Raw genomic sequence first — 13,052 nt, 5'->3', positions numbered from 1 at the left:
GCACGAAGCGCGCATCGCCGTGGGCGGGGTCAGAGAGTCCGCAGGACCGAATAGGCCAGCCGGGCGATCCGCGCACGGTCGCCGTAAACGTCGAGCGCGGCGATGCGGCCGTCCACGACCGTGAACGCCATCAGCGCGAAGGGGCGGCCGTGCTTGACGACCAGGGTCCCGACCGCGCCGTTGATCAGCACCGGATGCAGGTCCGCTTCGGGAATGAAGCCGATGCGCGCGTTCTCGGCGACCGCGTCCGCGCCACGGAGCATCGCCGGGGTGGGCAGGCGTCGTCCGCCGAAGTCGGCGCGGGCCACGACGTCGGGGTGCAGGACCGCGACCAGGCCGTCGAGGTCGCCGTTGCGGGCAGCCGCGTAGAACGCGTCGACCACGGCACGCTGTCCGGGAACGTCCTGGTCAGGCGCGCTCGTACCCGCGTCGGCGACGCGTCGCCTGGCCCTGCTGGCGAGCTGCCGCGCGGAGGCGTCGGACCGGCCGAGCACGGCGGCGATGTCGGCGAACGGCACGGCGAACAGGTCGTGCAGCACGAACGCGACGCGCTCGTCCGGGGCCAGCTCGTCGAGCACGATCTGCAGCGCGAGCCCGACCCGGTCCGACAGCAGCGCCGCGTCCTCCGGCGCCGGCGCCGCGCCCTCGGCACTGACCACCGCGTCGGGCAGGTGCAGCTCCCAGGGCTCCTCGGCGCGCGTCCGCCGCGTACGCAGCAGGTTCAGGCACACCCGGCCGACGACCGTCGTCAGCCATCCGGCCGGATTCTCGATCTCCCCGGCGTGCGCATCGGACGTGCTCGCGCGCAGCCACGCGTCCTGCAGCACGTCCTCGGCGTCCGCGAACGATCCGAGCATGCGGTACGCCATCGCCTGCAGCCGGGCCCGGTGCTCGGCGAAGGCCCGGGCGAGCCATTCGACGTCGTCCATCCGGGTCAGTTTCGCACGCCGTGTCACATTCGCGGTCCGCCGCGGGTCATAGCGGTGAATGCGGTTCCACCAGAAGAGCGACCGACACCGATAGAAGGCGCACCACCATGACCGAGCCGTACCTGCCCCCGATCGAGAACCCGAACGGCGCGCTGCGCAAGCTCGTCTTCGCGCTCACCCGCCGCCAGATGGGCAAGGTCCCCACGCCGTTCGCGATCTACGGCACCCGGATGCCGCTGAGCTTCCTCAGCTTCATGGGGAAGATCTCCCGCCTGGACAAGAGGCTGGAGCTTCCGGCCGAGACCGTCATCCTGGTCAGGGAGCGCGTCGCCGGCGAGAACGCCTGCCTGTTCTGCCAGGACTTCTCCCGCTGGTACGCCCTGGACAAGTCCCTGATCAGCGCCGAGCGTCTCGACGCCCTTGCCGCCTACCGGACCAGCCCGCTGTTCACCGACGCCGAGCGCGCCGCGCTCGACTACGCGAGCGAACTCGCCGCCGACAAGCACGTGCGCCCCGAGACCTTCGAGCGCCTGCGCCCGTTCTACAGCGAGCGCCAGATCTGCGAGCTGGCCTGGGTCGTCGCCACCGAGCACGTCTACAACATCTCGAACCACGGCCTGAACATCGGCTCCGACGGCTTCTGCGAACTCCGCGACCAGCGCGAACACGGCACGCAGCGGGCAGCGACCGCCGGCGCCGCGGGTCCGCGCCCCTGACGCGCGCAGCGCCGCCGGGCCGCCAGGCCGCCGCGCCCCTGGGGAACGAGGGCGGCCGACGACTCACGGTCAGCCACGTCGCCACGCCCCCGGGGAACGAGGGCGGCCGGCGACTCGCGGTCAGCCACGTGGTCGCGCCCCCGGGGAACGAGGGCGGCCGACGACTCGCGGTCAGCCACGTCGCCAGGCCCCCGGGGAACGAGGGCGGCCGGCGACTCGCGGTCAGCCACGTCGCCGCGCCACCGGAGAACGACGGCCGGTGGCGACTCGCGGTCAGTCCTCGGCCTGCTCCTTTCGGCGCCAGGGCTTGATGAAGCCGTTCTCGGGCCAGCCCTCGGCCGCCGCCTGGAGCTCGATCGCCTGGGCTCCGTCGACGGACTCGCGGACGATGTCGGCGTGGCCGGCGTGGCGGGCGGTCTCCTCGATCAGGTGGACGAGGACCCAGCGGACGTTCCACGCGTCGATGTCCTTGGGGAACCAGGGCACGCCCTTGGGGATCGGGACGGGCTGGTCGAGGTCCTCGGCGGCGAGGATGGCGGCATCCGTGTCCTCTGCGGCCCGCTCGTAGTCCTTCAGCAGGTCGGCCACGGACGTCTCGCCGGGCTGGAACGAGGCGGCGTGCTTCTCGAAGTCGTTGCTGCTGGGCTGTGCCCGGATCATGCCGGTCCACTCGCGCTCGACGGAGGCGGCGTGCTTGACCAGGCCGGCCACGCTGAGCGCGCTCGCCGACGGGGCGAGCCTCGCCTCCTGCTCGGTGAGGCCGTGCAGTGCCGTGCGCAGGGCCTTTCGCTGCGCGTCGAGGAAGCCGAGCAGGACTTCGCGCTCGTCGGTGCCTACCGTGTTCCGTTGCGTCATTCCCCCAGCTTCGCATCGCGCTCAGACAATTTCCGGCTACTCCGGCGGGACGCGGCGATTGCGGGTAAGTGGCAGGGGTGAAGACTCAGGTGAGCGAGATCGACGACGTGCTGCGCGGCTTCTTCGCGGAGCGGCTGGCGGAGGCCGACGGCGACTCCTCGCGGGTCGGGGGGCTGTACGCGCCGATCGCGGACCTCGTCCTGCGCGGCGGGAAGCGGCTGCGGGCCCGGTTCGTGCTGCTCGGGTGGCGGGGGGCGGGGGTGCCGGAGACGTCGGGCGCCGTGGGCGCCGCCGCGGTCGTCGAGTTGCTGCACGCGTGCGCGCTGATCCATGACGACGTGATGGACGGCTCGGCCACCCGGCGCGGCGCGCCCGCGGTGCACCGCGCGTTCGCGCAGGAGCATCGGCGCGGCTCGTGGCACGGGTCGGGTGCGCGATTCGGGATGTCGGCGGCGATCACGGCCGGGGATCTGTGCCTGGTCTGGGCCGATCAGCTGCTGCGGACGTGCGGCGTGCCGGCCGCGGCCGTGGCTCGGGCACGGCCGGTGTACGACGAGATGCGCGCGCTGACGATGCGCGGGCAGTACCTCGACCTCCTCACCCAGGCCTCGGGTGAGCCGTCCGTCGCGGCGGCGATGGAGGTGGCGCGGGCGAAGACGGCGGCGTGCACGACGACCGGGCCGCTGCGGTTCGGCGGCGCGCTGGCCGGTGCGTCGAAGGAACTGCTGGCGGGCTACGCGGCGTACGGCGACGCCCTCGGGATCGCGTTCCAGCTCCAGGACGACCTGCTCGGCGCATTCGGCGATCCGGCCGCCACCGGGAAGCCGTCGGGCGACGATCTTCGCGACGGCAAGCGGACTGTGCTGCTGGCCGAGGCGCTGGCCCGGTCCTCGGATGAGCGCGCGCTGGAGGAGCTGGTGGCGCTCGGGACGGCCGACGCGGTGGACGAGCTGCGGGCGGTGCTGGTGCGGAGCGGGGCGCGGGCCGCCGTGGAGGAGCGGATTCGGGCGCTGGGGCGGGAGGCCGCGGGGCATGTGCGGGAGCTGCCACTGGCGGACGAGGCGGTTCGCGAGGAGCTGATCGCGCTCGTCGAGATCGTGACGAGCCAGGTCAGCGTCCTGCCCAGCGTGCCAGCAGCAGCGCCGCCGCGAGTGCAGGAACCGCCGAGGACAGCAGCTTGAGCGCGCCGTCGAGCGGGGCGAGCATCGTGGCGCGATCAATGGGCTGAGTCGTGCCGTCGGCGAGAACGATCGATCCCGAGACGGTTCGTGTCTTGCGGCGCAGCGAGCGCGCGGGGGTGCTGAGGCGGCGCTGCGCGGCGGAGAGCGCGGTGGCGGCGACCGTGACCAGGACGAGAGCGAGCGTGCCGGCCACGGTCCACGGCGGCGCCTGGGCCACATAGCCGACCGCCGCGGGAAACGCGCCCCAGGCGAGCGCGAAGCCGAGATCCGTGTGGAGGGCGCCGTTGAACAGCTCGAGGTTGTAGCCGAGCACGAGGACTACGCCGACGACCATGAACGGAATGAGGACGAGGCCCGCGTGCCGGAGGACCGCGATGCCCAGCGCCACGGCGCCGGTGAGGCTGAGCACGGCGGCGGTCCACAGCGCGCGTGCGCTGATTCGGGTGCCGAGGGGACGGCCGTTCCATTCGTCGAGGGCGTGCGCCGCGATGCCCACTGCCAGGAGGAACCCGGCGATGCTCAGCCAGCACACGGCCCAGTCGATGTGCGGAGCAAGGCACGCGCCGAACGCGACGTAGGACAGATGCCACGCGGTGTAGGGCGGGTGCAGGATCGTGAGCCAGTCGGCGGCGGGTGAGCCGCGGTGCGCGTAGAACGCGGCCCGGGGAGCGTCAGCCATCTGCCTTGCGGCCCCACATCACCAGTCCGCCGCCGAGGCTCATCCGCCGGGCGCGCACCCCCTCGATCCCGGCGGCGCGCCAGTAGCCGACGATGCTCTCGACCGGGTGCGCCGCGTAGTGGCCGCTGATCGAGGGGCCGAGGAAGCTGCCGACGTTCGCCCACTCCCGGCCGCCGGTGAGCATCCCGGCCGCGGGCAGTACGGCGCGCGTGTAGCCGTACCAGGCGGCGTGCCAGGCGGGATTGCCCGGCACGGCGAACTCCAGGCTGGCCAGCGCGCCGCCCGGCTTGAGGACGCGGGCCAGCTCCACGAGTGTCGCGGCGGGGTCGTCGACGTAGCGCAGCAGGTACGTGAAGGTCACGGCGTCGAAGGTGGCGTCCGGGAAGGGCAGCGCCTCGGCCCGGCCCAGCAGCAGCCTGATCCGGTCGCCCCTGCGGTTCCTGGCCACGTTCTCCCGGCCGCGCAGCAGCATCCGCTCCGTCAGGTCGACGCCGGTGACCTCGACCGGCGCGCGGTCGGTCCAGCGCAGCGCGACGCCGGCCGTGCCGGTGGCCACGTCGAGCACCCGCCGCGCGTCGGGCGCGATGCGCAGCGCGGCGTCCACCATCGTGTGCCGCCATCTCCGGTTCTGACCGAAGGATAAGATTTCCGCCAGCAGGTCGTAGCGCTGGGGAAGGCCGCTGAACAGCTCTTTCGCGTCTACCTCGACCGGATTCGGCATGTGCGGTCTCCTACCCGCTGCGGGGCCGGGGAATGTACGCTGTCCGCATGATCGTCGAGCACGCCGAATTCAGCATCGCCGAGGCCGACGCGGAGAAGTTTGAGTCCGCGTTCGCGCAGGCCAGGGAACTCCTCGCGCAGACCGAGGGATTTCAATGGGCGCACATGCACCGCGGGATCGAGCGGCCGGGGAGCTACCTGCTGCTGGTCGGCTGGGACTCGGTGGAGGCGCACATGGTCAACTTCCGCGAGTCCGACCGCTTCCCGCAGTGGCGGGCGCTGATCGGCCCCTACTTCGCCGAGACCCCGAAGGTCGAGCACTACCGCGAGGTCTGAGCCCGGCTCAGCTGCCCCAGGTGCGCTCGGTCTCGGGCAGGTGCGAGTCGTCGTTGACGTAGAGCATGGCCCAGTTGCCCGCCGGATCGCCGCCCGAGTACAGCGAGTGCTCGTGGCGCCAGCCGCTGAGCGCGGTGTGGCTGATCATCGGGTACGTCCAGCGTGACGCGCCCACGGGCAGCCGCATGAAGGTCTGCATCGCCGAGGCCGAGGTCTCGGCGTGCGCCACGACGAGTATCCGGCTGCCCTCGTAGCGCTTGGCTATCTCCACCAGCGTGCCGCCGGAGCGGTCCAGGTAGGTCTGCCAGCTTTCGGCGCCGGGCGCGGGCGGCGTCTCGGGGTCGAGCGGCGGGATCGTGCCGATGAGGTTCGTCCTCGCGTCCCACGGGTGCTGGCCCTCGACGCCGTGATCCGCGACGCGCAGCCCGTCCACGCACTCGACGGGCACGCCCGGGCCGAGCGCGGCGACGATGTGCTCGGTCGTCTCGGCGGCGCGGCGGACCGGGGAATGGCAGACCACGTCGAAGGGCCGCGGGCCGGCCATCTGCTTGGCGAGCCGCGCCGCGACGAGTTCGGCCTGCTCGTGGCCGCGCGCGGTCAGTCCGCGGCAGTGCGGCGTGAGGTTGGCCAGGTACTCGACGTTGTCCACGGCCTGGCCGTGCCGGACCAGTACCAGCTCGGTCGCCACCGACATGTGATCATCCCCCTGTATCGGACCGTCAGATCTTCACGAACGACAAGTCGAACACTTCCCTGCCGTCGCGGACCGCACGCGCCTCGAACTTGGTGACCGGCCGGTGGGTGGGCCGCGGCGCGTAGCCGGACGGGAAACGGTTGCGCAGCCAGGGTTCCGCGCTCAGCACGGCGAGCATCTCCTCGGCGTACTCGGCCCAGTCGGTCGCGCAGTGCAGCGCGCCGCCGGTGCGCAGCCGGTCCGCGATCAGGGCGACGACGTCGCCGCGGACGATGCGCCGCTTGTGGTGCCGGGCCTTGGGCCACGGGTCGGGGAAGTAGACGTGCACGGCGTCGAGCGCGTCGCTGCCTATCTGCCAGCGCAGCAGGTCCAGCGCGTCCCCCGCGGCCGCGCGCACGTTCGTCAGCCCGGCCCGCTCGGCCATCCGCAGCACGTTGCCCAGGCCGGGGGTGTGCACGTCCACGGCCAGGAAGTCGCAGTCCGGACGCGCCGCGGCCATCGCGACGACGGCGTCCCCCATGCCGCAGCCGATCTCCAGCTGCAGCGGCGCGACCCGGCCGAACAGCTCGGCCAGGTCCAGCTCCTCGCCCTCGGCGGGTATCTCCAATCCCCACTGCGGCCAGAGCCGGTCCAGCGCGCCGGCCTGCGCGGCGGTGATCCGGCCACGGCGCGGCTTGAAGGTGCGGATGTGGCGCTGCGGCGGGAGCGCCGAGGCGTCGCCGGCGAGCGCGACGGAGGAGCGGGAGTCAGCTGACGTGGTCATTTGCTCCAAGGGTAGCCGCTTCGCCGGGAGGGCTTGCGTTCCGAGAGGTAGCGATATATCGTTAACACGTCGAAGAGATGCTTCGACAGAACCAAGATGTAGAAGGAGAACCTCCCATGAGGAAGTTTGATTCGGGCCTGGAGGGCCCGCACCCCGAGCGCCGCGGCCGTGGCCGCGGCGGAGACCAGCAGCGTCGCCGCGGCGAGCGCGAGGAGGGCTTCGGCCCGCGCGGCCGGCACGGCCACCACATGCACGGCGGCTTCCCGCCGATCCCGCCCGGCGGCCCGCAGTTCGGCGGCCCGGACTTCGGCTTCGGCCCCGGTCCCGGCCCCTTCGGCGGCCCGCGCGGCCGAGGCCGCGGACGCGGCCGGGCCGGACGCGGCGACGTGCGCGCGGCGATCATCTCGCTGCTGAGCGAGCAGCCGCGCAACGGCTACCAGATCATCCAGGAGATCAACGAGCGCACCGGCGGCCTGTGGCGGGTCAGCTCGGGCTCGGTGTACCCGGCGATCTCCCAGCTGGAGGACGAGGGCCTGATCGAGCCGACCGACGGCGACGGCCGCAAGCTGTTCGCGCTCACCGAGGCGGGCCGCGCGCACGCCGAGGAGAACGCCGACCAGCTGGCCCGGCTGTGGGAGGCCGGCGCCGGGGACTCCCGCTTCACCGAGTTCCTGCGCTACCGCGAGCTGATGGGCCAGCTGGTCGCCGCGACCCGCCAGGTCAACGAGGTCGGCACGGCTGCGCAGCGCGAGGAGGCCAAGCAGGTGCTGATCAAGGCCCGCCAGGCGCTGTACAAGATCCTCGCCGCCGATCCGGCCGACGACGAGGCCGAGCCCGTCGACGAGGCCTGATGCCGGCCCGGTCTCGGCGATCCGCCGAGCGGACCGCGGCGAAGGGGACGGCCGGTGCCGCCGCACCGGCCGTCCCGCCCCACAAGGACCGCCGCCCTACGCAGAACACTGATTGGGAGCGCATGCTCGGACTGTGGTCCGGGTCTGTCGGAACCGGGCGGTAGAGTTCCGGTCCATGGCAGCGCGACCCCTCCACGAACTCATCGACGCGGGCTGGGCGAAGGCACTCGACCCGGTGGCCGGAAAGGTCGCCGAGATGGGCGAGTTCCTGCGCGCCGAGCTGGCCGCGGGCCGCGGCTACCTGCCGCCGGGCCCGCAGGTGCTGCGCGCGTTCCAGCAGCCCTTCGAGGACGTCAGGGTGCTGATCGTCGGCCAGGACCCGTACCCGACGCCGGGCCACGCCGTCGGCCTCAGCTTCTCGGTCGCGCCCGAGGTGCGGCCGCTGCCGGAGAGCCTGGTCAACATCTTCCGCGAGTACTCCGCGGACCTCGGCCTGCCGGCCCCGTCCACCGGCGACCTGAGCCCCTGGGCGGACCGCGGCGTGCTGCTGCTCAACAGGGCCCTGACGGTGACCCCGCGGCGCGCGAACTCGCACCAGGACAAGGGCTGGGAGGCCGTGACCGCGCAGGCGATCACGGCGCTCGCCGGCCGGGGAACGCCGCTGGTGGCGATCCTCTGGGGCCGCAACGCGCGCAACCTGCGCCCGCTGCTCGGCCCCGGCGTCCCGTGCATAGAGTCCTCGCACCCGAGCCCGCGTTCGGCCGACTACGGGTTCTTCGGCTCGCGCCCCTTCAGCCGGGCGAACGCCGCGCTCGCGCAGCTGGGCGCGGAGCCGGTCGACTGGCGGCTGCCCTAGGTATCGGGGCGCTACGTCAGCTCGGCCAGCGTGGTCGCGGCGCGCACCGCGTCCGCGTGCGTGTTGTAGAGCGCGTTGAACCCGTAGCGCAGCAGGTCGGGCTCGCGCTTGTCGCCCACGACGCCGCGCTCGGCGGCCGCCGGGACCAGCTTCACCGCGTCCGGGTGACGCAGCGTCACCTGGCTGCCGCGCCGTTCCGGCTCGCGCGGGGTGACGATCTCGAAGCCGCGGCCGCCGAGCAGCGCGTCGCAGCACTCGATGAAGAAGCCGGTCAGGCTGAGGCTCTGCGCACGCAGCGTCGCCAGGTCCACGCCGTCGAAAGCGCCGATCGCCGCCTCCAGCGCGAGCATGGAGAGCACGGTCGGCGTGCCGATGCGCGCCCGGCCGATTCCCGCGGCGCCCTCGTACGTCCCGCGCATCGCGAACGGATCGGCGTGGCCGGTCCAGCCGGTGAGCGGCTGCCGCATCATCGCGTGGTGCGCGCGAGCCGCGTAGGCGAAGGCCGGGGCTCCGGGGCCGCCGGACAGATACTTGTACGTACAGCCCACGGCGAAGTCGACGTCCCATGCGTCGAGCTGCAGCTCCAGCGCTCCCGCCGCGTGGCACAGGTCCCAGACGACGAGCGCGCCCGCTGCGTGCGCCGCGGCCGTCAGACCCGGCATGTCCCAGCGCTCGCCGGTCGCGAAGTCCACGGCCGGGAAGGCGACGACGGCCGTGCGGTCGCCGTCCGCCTCCAGGGCCTCGCGCAGCTGAGCCGCCGGAACGCGGCGCACCTCGAGGCCGAGCATCTCGCCGACCGAGTCGGCGAGGTAGGCGTCGGTCGGGAAGTGGCCGGCGTCGGTGAGCAGCAGCCGCCGGTTCGGGCGCAGCCGGGCCGCGGCCGTCAGGGTGTTGAAGATCTGCACGGACGTCGAGTCGCCGACGACGGTCTGCCCGGGCGCCGCGCCGAGCAGCGCGCCGACCCGGTCGCCGAGTCGCTCGGGAAGACCCCACCACTCCGCGTCCCCGCCGAACCACGACCCGATCAGGCCGGTTCCCCACTGCCGGTGGACGGCGTCCCGCATCGCGTCGGGCACCGCCGCGGGCAGCGCGCCCAGCGAGTTGCCGTCGAGGTAGGTCGTGCCCTCCGGCAGGAGGAAGCGTTCGCGGCAATGGCGGAGCGGGTCGGCCGCGTCGAGGTCGGCGGCCCGGGAGACGAGCGAGTCGGCAGTCACGGCAGTCGTCATACCCACGCCTCCGAGCGCACGTCCCAGAGTTCGGCCAGGTACTTCTGGTGCACGCCGCGTGCCAGCCAATCGGCGCCCGAGGTGCCGGCGGAGCCCTGCTTCGAGCCCATCGACCGCCACACGGACAGCAGGTGACGCTGCTTCCAGCGGGTGAAGCGGTCGGCGGCGTCGAACAGCGCCTCGCCGAGGTCGATTAGCTCCGGGTAATCGGCGGAGTGCCCGTAGACCTCGCGCCACCCGCCCGCCAGGCCGCGCCGCTCCAGCAGCCGGGCGGCCGACGCCTCCAGGCTCGGCACCTCGGGCCGGCTCGGGTACGGAACGCCGAGGGACTGCTCGAGGTCGCGGTAGAGCTCCGACTGGATGCCCGAGGCCGCGCCGAACGCGTCGCGGAACTCGTCGAACTCGGCGGGGGTCAGCGTGCGCAGGGCCTCCCAGGAGGCGTTGAGCGCGTCCTGCACGCCGTGGCCGCGGCGCAGGTCGACGATCGCGCCGCGCACGTCGCCGGCGTCGAGCTTCGCGCAGGCGGCGACCCACTCGTGGTGGAGCAGCTTGAAGTACAGCTCCATCACCTGGGTGGTGATGATGAAGGACAGCTCCGCGGGCGCCTCCGTTCGCGGCCACTGGAGCTGCAGCAACTCGTCGAGGCACGCGTACTGGGCGTACTCGCTCGCGGCAACGCGGGATCGCCCCGCCTGGTCGATCGTCATGCGAATCATGGAACCGCAGTCGCGGCGAAAGATGAATGGCCGTCGGCGGCCGATCGGGACAGCAGACTTTATGGTTGAAAGGTGTCTACGCGAAACGAGTTTCCGGACGTAACCGACTGGCGGTTGATCGACGAGCTGCAGCGCGACGGCCGCCTGTCGTTCAACGAACTCGGCCGCCGGGTGAGCCTGTCCTCCCCGGCCGTCGCCGAGCGGGTGCGCCGCCTCGAGGAGCAGGGCGTGATCACCGGCTACCACGCCCACGTGGACCCGGCGAAGGTCGGCCGGACCGTGGCCGCGCTCGTCCGGATGTCCTGCTACGGGCCGAACTGCCTGCTGCGGCACCCGGAGACCGTCGAGCGCGACCCGGCGATCCTCGAGCTGCACCGGCTCACCGGGGACTCCTGCTGCCAGCTGCGCGTGGCCGTGCGGAGCATGACCGAGTTCGAGGAGCTGATCGACCGGCTGGCCGAGCACGGCACGCCGTCGTCCACGATGGTGCTCTCCTCGCCGATCCCGTGGCGGCCCGTCGGGCGCTGACCCACAAGGGCTAACGCCCCGGGCGGCGCCGTCCGCCGGACCGCAGACTCTTGTGCATAACGGAATGACTTCGCATGGGAGGCCGAGATGATGTCACGCGCATCGCGGATGCTGAAGTGGATCGGAGCCGCGACGGTGCTCCTGGCGGCCGCGCCCATCGCGTGGGCCGACGAACCGAGCGGCGCCCATCCCGTCGTGGTCCCGGAAGTGCATAAGAACCCGCAGGTCACCGCATCCCCGCACCCGGCGTTTCACGCAACCTACGCTCCCCGTCACCTCACCGTGCCACACTCGACGAAGGCGCAGTGAATCTGACGGAGGGTTATATGTTGGGCTCGATCGAGCACATCGTCGTCCTGATGCTGGAGAACCGCTCGTTCGACCACATGCTCGGGTACCTGTATCAGGACTCGGGCAACGTCTCGCCGACCGGCCAGCCGTTCGAGGGGCTGACCGGCGGAGAGTCGAACCCGGGGACGGACGGGAAGCCGGTTCCGGTCTTCCCGATCACCCCGTCCACGCCCAACGCGTACTTCATGCCCGGCGCGGACCCGGGCGAGGGCTACCTGGCGACGAACAGCCAGCTGTTCGGCTCGAACACGGCGCCGAGCCCCGCGACCGCGACGATGCAGGGCTTCGTCACCGACTACGCGTACACCCTCGGCTGGGAGGCCAAGGAGGGCTGGTCGATCGTCGGCGGGACGCAGCCGGCGGACATCATGGGCTGCTTCACGCCCGAGACCCTGCCGGTGCTCTCCGCGCTGGCCAAGGGCTTCGCGGTATGCGACCACTGGTACGGCTCGGTGCCGACGGAGACGCTGCCGAACCGCGCGTTCGTGCTCTCCGGCACCAGCCAGGGCCACATGGACGACAAGACGAAGACCTTCACCTCTCCCTCGATCTGCGCGTCGCTGACCAAGGCGGGCGTCTCCTGGAAGATCTACGGCTACGACGCCGAACCGCTGACCAAGCACAACTTCCCTGACCTGACCTCGGCCCCGGCGGCGAACTTCGGCCTGTTCGCCGACTTCCAGAGCGACGCCGCCGCTGGCACCCTGGCCGGCTTCACGTTCCTGGAGCCGTCCTGGAGCGCGACCGGCAACAGCCAGCACCCGAATTACGACGTGGCCCTCGGCGAGCAGCTGATCCACGACACGTACACGGCGCTGCGCAACGGACCCGGCTGGGACAAGACGCTGTTCATCCTGACCTACGACGAGCACGGCGGCTGCTACGACCACGTGGCGCCGCCCACGAACGCCACCCCGCCGGACAACGCGGTGGGCGAGTTCGGCTTCGACTTCACCCGCTTCGGCCCGCGGGTGCCGACCGTGCTGGTCTCCCCGCTGATCCCGGCGGGCACGGTCTACCGCGTCCCGGCCGGGGCCACGCCCTTCGACCACACCAGCGTGCTCAAGACGATCGAGGCCCGCTGGAACCTGCAGCCCCTCACCGCCCGCGACGCCGCGGCCGTCGACGTCGGCGGCGTCCTGACGCTCACCGCCGCCCGCACCGACGACCCGCTCAGCGGCGTCGTCGTGCCGACCTCCGGCGCCGCCACACCGGCCGCCGGCAGGCCGAGCCACCTGCAGGAGGTCTACGCCGACCTCCTCGCCCGCCAGCTTCCGCCCGGCGTCCAGATCCCCGCCCCGCGCACCGAGGCCGAGGCCACCCGCCTCCTCCGCGAAGGCGTGGGCCGGCACCACAACGGCTGACCTCCCGGCGACGACACCGGCCGCGACCGTGGCACAACCGGGTCGCGGCGGTGAGTCGTCAGCGCGGAGTGTTCTGAGGGTTGAACGCCGCTGGAGACGACACCGCCCCGCCGCGCTTCGCGCGCGGCGGGGCGGGGGCCGGTGGCGGAGGGCGGCTAGCTGTTCTGTCCTGTGAGGTTGGGTACGCGGCTGGCGGGTGGTTGGCCTTTGAGCGCGGTGTGTGCTCGGTGATGGTTGTAGATGTGCAGCCAGGGGTCAAGCGCGGCGCGTCGTTCGGATTCTGAGGC

At 72.4% G+C, this 13,052-nt stretch carries 15 protein-coding genes and 1 pseudogene; 7 read left to right on the top strand and 9 right to left on the bottom strand.

All coding sequences use genetic code 11. The features are described from left to right. Positions 1-29 precede the first annotated feature (29 nt). Positions 30-929, bottom strand: a complete 900-nt coding sequence (locus tag KDK95_RS19095; protein ID WP_212519566.1) for a sigma-70 family RNA polymerase sigma factor — start codon at positions 927-929, stop codon at positions 30-32. Positions 930-1,036: 107 nt separating this feature from the next. Here KDK95_RS19095 and KDK95_RS19090 point away from each other — a divergent pair, with 107 nt between their 5' ends. Beyond that, entirely contained in the window at positions 1,037-1,645 is a 609-nt protein-coding gene (locus KDK95_RS19090) for a carboxymuconolactone decarboxylase family protein (RefSeq protein ID WP_212519565.1), read from the top strand. A 273-nt stretch (positions 1,646-1,918) separates the two neighbouring features. On the opposite strand, the gene KDK95_RS19085 is transcribed toward KDK95_RS19090, so the two are convergent. Further along, entirely contained in the window at positions 1,919-2,500 is a 582-nt protein-coding gene (locus KDK95_RS19085; protein ID WP_212519564.1) for a DinB family protein, read from the bottom strand. 89 nt (positions 2,501-2,589) lie between these two features. Between KDK95_RS19085 and KDK95_RS19080 the strand changes: the two genes are divergently transcribed. Continuing rightward, positions 2,590-3,681, top strand: coding sequence for a polyprenyl synthetase family protein (locus tag KDK95_RS19080; RefSeq protein WP_212519563.1), 1,092 nt, complete (start codon positions 2,590-2,592; stop codon positions 3,679-3,681). Here KDK95_RS19080 and KDK95_RS19075 read toward each other — a convergent pair. Together KDK95_RS19075 and KDK95_RS19070 are read right to left on the bottom strand one after the other, a co-directional pair. Further along, positions 3,611-4,360: a hypothetical protein gene (locus KDK95_RS19075; protein WP_212519562.1), complete on the bottom strand. Its 750-nt coding sequence runs from the start codon at positions 4,358-4,360 to the stop codon at positions 3,611-3,613. The genes KDK95_RS19080 and KDK95_RS19075 overlap by 71 nt on opposite strands. Then, positions 4,353-5,081, bottom strand: coding sequence for a class I SAM-dependent methyltransferase (locus KDK95_RS19070; protein WP_212519561.1), 729 nt, complete (start codon positions 5,079-5,081; stop codon positions 4,353-4,355). The genes KDK95_RS19075 and KDK95_RS19070 overlap by 8 nt, the downstream gene beginning before the upstream one ends. 47 nt (positions 5,082-5,128) lie before the next feature. Here KDK95_RS19070 and KDK95_RS19065 point away from each other — a divergent pair, with 47 nt between their 5' ends. Continuing rightward, positions 5,129-5,416 (top strand): antibiotic biosynthesis monooxygenase family protein, encoded by a 288-nt coding sequence (locus tag KDK95_RS19065; protein WP_212519560.1) that lies wholly within the window; start codon positions 5,129-5,131, stop codon positions 5,414-5,416. A gap of 7 nt (positions 5,417-5,423) precedes the next feature. On the opposite strand, the gene KDK95_RS19060 is transcribed toward KDK95_RS19065, so the two are convergent. Beyond that, a complete protein-coding gene (locus KDK95_RS19060; protein ID WP_212519559.1) occupies positions 5,424-6,110 on the bottom strand; it encodes a histidine phosphatase family protein in 687 nt (228 codons plus the stop codon). A 25-nt stretch (positions 6,111-6,135) separates the two neighbouring features. Next, positions 6,136-6,873, bottom strand: a complete 738-nt coding sequence (gene trmB, locus KDK95_RS19055; protein WP_212519558.1) for a tRNA (guanosine(46)-N7)-methyltransferase TrmB — start codon at positions 6,871-6,873, stop codon at positions 6,136-6,138. A 116-nt stretch (positions 6,874-6,989) separates the two neighbouring features. On the opposite strand from trmB, the gene KDK95_RS19050 reads away from it, so the two are divergent. Beyond that, complete coding sequence (locus tag KDK95_RS19050; RefSeq protein WP_212519557.1) at positions 6,990-7,724, top strand: PadR family transcriptional regulator; 735 nt, start codon at positions 6,990-6,992, stop codon at positions 7,722-7,724. A gap of 175 nt (positions 7,725-7,899) precedes the next feature. Further along, entirely contained in the window at positions 7,900-8,580 is a 681-nt protein-coding gene (locus KDK95_RS19045; protein ID WP_212519556.1) for a uracil-DNA glycosylase, read from the top strand. An 11-nt stretch (positions 8,581-8,591) separates the two neighbouring features. Here KDK95_RS19045 and kynU read toward each other — a convergent pair whose 3' ends face one another. Further along, the gene (gene kynU / locus KDK95_RS19040) at positions 8,592-9,806 is read right to left on the bottom strand and encodes a kynureninase (RefSeq protein WP_212519555.1); all 1,215 of its coding nucleotides are present in this window, start codon (positions 9,804-9,806) and stop codon (positions 8,592-8,594) included. Further along, complete coding sequence (locus tag KDK95_RS19035) at positions 9,803-10,513, bottom strand: tryptophan 2,3-dioxygenase family protein (protein ID WP_212519554.1); 711 nt, start codon at positions 10,511-10,513, stop codon at positions 9,803-9,805. The genes kynU and KDK95_RS19035 overlap by 4 nt, the downstream gene beginning before the upstream one ends. An 81-nt stretch (positions 10,514-10,594) precedes the next feature. On the opposite strand from KDK95_RS19035, the gene KDK95_RS37765 reads away from it, so the two are divergent. Both KDK95_RS37765 and KDK95_RS19025 read left to right on the top strand, forming a co-directional pair. Then, on the top strand, positions 10,595-11,050 hold the full coding sequence (locus KDK95_RS37765) for an Lrp/AsnC family transcriptional regulator (RefSeq protein WP_212519553.1): 456 nt from the start codon (positions 10,595-10,597) through the stop codon (positions 11,048-11,050). Positions 11,051-11,376: 326 nt separating this feature from the next. Beyond that, positions 11,377-12,765, top strand: a complete 1,389-nt coding sequence (locus KDK95_RS19025; protein ID WP_212519552.1) for an alkaline phosphatase family protein — start codon at positions 11,377-11,379, stop codon at positions 12,763-12,765. Between the two features lie 155 nt (positions 12,766-12,920). Here KDK95_RS19025 and KDK95_RS19020 read toward each other — a convergent pair. Continuing rightward, a pseudogene (locus tag KDK95_RS19020) lies at positions 12,921-13,052 on the bottom strand (integrase core domain-containing protein); the annotation flags it as partial.

The organism is Actinospica acidithermotolerans, assembly GCF_018139625.1.
GTDB lineage: Bacteria > Actinomycetota > Actinomycetes > Streptomycetales > Catenulisporaceae > Actinospica > Actinospica acidithermotolerans.
This window is presented reverse-complemented; position numbering and strand designations above follow the sequence as displayed.

Excerpts from the sequence above, each read along its gene's own strand:
- KDK95_RS19095 (WP_212519566.1), bottom strand. The coding sequence starts at position 929 with ATGGACGACGTCGAATGGCTCGCCCGGGCCTTCGCCGAGCACCGGGCC.
- KDK95_RS19090 (WP_212519565.1), top strand. The coding sequence starts at position 1,037 with ATGACCGAGCCGTACCTGCCCCCGATCGAGAACCCGAACGGCGCGCTG.
- KDK95_RS19085 (WP_212519564.1), bottom strand. The coding sequence starts at position 2,500 with ATGACGCAACGGAACACGGTAGGCACCGACGAGCGCGAAGTCCTGCTC.
- KDK95_RS19075 (WP_212519562.1), bottom strand. The coding sequence starts at position 4,360 with ATGGCTGACGCTCCCCGGGCCGCGTTCTACGCGCACCGCGGCTCACCC.
- KDK95_RS19070 (WP_212519561.1), bottom strand. The coding sequence starts at position 5,081 with ATGCCGAATCCGGTCGAGGTAGACGCGAAAGAGCTGTTCAGCGGCCTT.
- KDK95_RS19065 (WP_212519560.1), top strand. The coding sequence starts at position 5,129 with ATGATCGTCGAGCACGCCGAATTCAGCATCGCCGAGGCCGACGCGGAG.
- KDK95_RS19060 (WP_212519559.1), bottom strand. The coding sequence starts at position 6,110 with ATGTCGGTGGCGACCGAGCTGGTACTGGTCCGGCACGGCCAGGCCGTG.
- trmB (WP_212519558.1), bottom strand. The coding sequence starts at position 6,873 with ATGACCACGTCAGCTGACTCCCGCTCCTCCGTCGCGCTCGCCGGCGAC.
- KDK95_RS19050 (WP_212519557.1), top strand. The coding sequence starts at position 6,990 with ATGAGGAAGTTTGATTCGGGCCTGGAGGGCCCGCACCCCGAGCGCCGC.
- KDK95_RS19045 (WP_212519556.1), top strand. The coding sequence starts at position 7,900 with ATGGCAGCGCGACCCCTCCACGAACTCATCGACGCGGGCTGGGCGAAG.
- kynU (WP_212519555.1), bottom strand. The coding sequence starts at position 9,806 with ATGACGACTGCCGTGACTGCCGACTCGCTCGTCTCCCGGGCCGCCGAC.
- KDK95_RS19035 (WP_212519554.1), bottom strand. The coding sequence starts at position 10,513 with ATGACGATCGACCAGGCGGGGCGATCCCGCGTTGCCGCGAGCGAGTAC.
- KDK95_RS19025 (WP_212519552.1), top strand. The coding sequence starts at position 11,377 with ATGTTGGGCTCGATCGAGCACATCGTCGTCCTGATGCTGGAGAACCGC.